The organism is Geobacillus sp. Manikaran-105 (genome assembly GCF_002809955.1).
Classification (GTDB): Bacteria; Bacillota; Bacilli; order Bacillales; family Anoxybacillaceae; genus Geobacillus; species Geobacillus thermophilus.
Map to the genome: position 1 here is coordinate 1 of NZ_PIJG01000135.1, position 1148 is coordinate 1148.

The window sequence follows — 1148 nt, forward strand, 5'->3', positions numbered from 1 at the left end:
GTGAGCCATGGAGGACTCGAACCTCCGACCCTCTGATTAAAAGTCAGATGCTCTACCTACTGAGCTAATGGCTCATGAGTTGGATAACACCCTAGGATAGTGATGTCCCTTCCTCTGCTAGCGTATTCGAAGATGCGCAATGCGTCGGGACAACTCGTAGCAAACTCGATGATGCAATGCTCGTTGCTCTACCTACTGAGCTAATGGCTCATGGGTTCAATAACACTCTAAGCTTCATTTCACTCTACCTGCCCCTTCCTCTACAAGCTTATTCGAAGAAGTCAAGTGCGTCGGGGCAACTCGAAGCAAATTCGAAGATGCAACGCTCGTTGCTGAGCTAATGACCCATAGCATGTAAATTTTATGTACAAAAAAATAATGGCTGGGCTAGCTGGATTCGAACCAGCGCATCACGGAGTCAAAGTCCGTTGCCTTACCGCTTGGCTATAGCCCAACGCTGTGAAACGATTCGATATCCAGTAATTATTATGTCACTGTTGCAATGTGGCTATACATTTTCAAATCAACCGCCCTTCGAAGGGCGGTTGATTTGAACGAAAGTGACCCGTACGGGATTCGAACCCGTGTTACCGCCGTGAAAGGGCGGTGTCTTAACCACTTGACCAACGGGCCAGTGAGAAATGGAGCTTCCAACCGGGCTCGAACCGGTGACCTCTTCCTTACCATGGAAGTGCTCTACCTACTGAGCTATGGAAGCATAAAAATGGCTCCGCAAGTAGGATTCGAACCTACGACCTACCGGTTAACAGCCGGTTGCTCTACCGCTGAGCTATTGCGGAATGATGAATAAACTATATGTCATGCACATCTTCTCAATGTGCTTGTTGCCTCTTCCTCTGCCAACTAATTCAAGGAAGCGAGATGCGTCGAGGCAATTTGAAATAAAAGTCCAACATGCTAAAAATCAGTGTCCCTTCCTCTGCCAGCCAATTCATAAGGAGTCAGATACGTCGGGACAACTCAAAGTAAATTCAAAGTAAATTCAACGATGCTAAAGCTCGTCGCTGAGCTATTGCGAAGTGAATAACATTGCCTAGCAGCGACCTACTCTTGCAGGGGCGCTGGCCCCAACTACCATCGGCGCTGGAGGGCTTAACTTCCGTGTTCGGGATGGGAACGGGTGTTTC

The 1148-nt window shown here is 48.3% G+C and carries 5 tRNA genes and 1 rRNA gene; all 6 read right to left on the bottom strand.

The window, feature by feature from the left end:
• Position 1: 1 nt before the first annotated feature.
• Positions 2-74: transfer RNA gene (locus CV945_RS16915), tRNA-Lys, on the bottom strand.
• Between the two features lie 305 nt (positions 75-379).
• Positions 380-454, bottom strand: a tRNA-Gln gene (locus tag CV945_RS16920).
• A 107-nt stretch (positions 455-561) separates the two neighbouring features.
• Positions 562-633: transfer RNA gene (locus CV945_RS16925), tRNA-Glu, on the bottom strand.
• A 9-nt stretch (positions 634-642) separates the two neighbouring features.
• Positions 643-718: transfer RNA gene (locus tag CV945_RS16930), tRNA-Thr, on the bottom strand.
• A 7-nt stretch (positions 719-725) separates the two neighbouring features.
• Positions 726-800 (bottom strand) — tRNA-Asn (locus tag CV945_RS16935).
• 252 nt (positions 801-1052) lie between these two features.
• A 5S ribosomal RNA gene (gene rrf, locus CV945_RS16940) occupies positions 1053-1148 on the bottom strand; the annotation flags it as partial.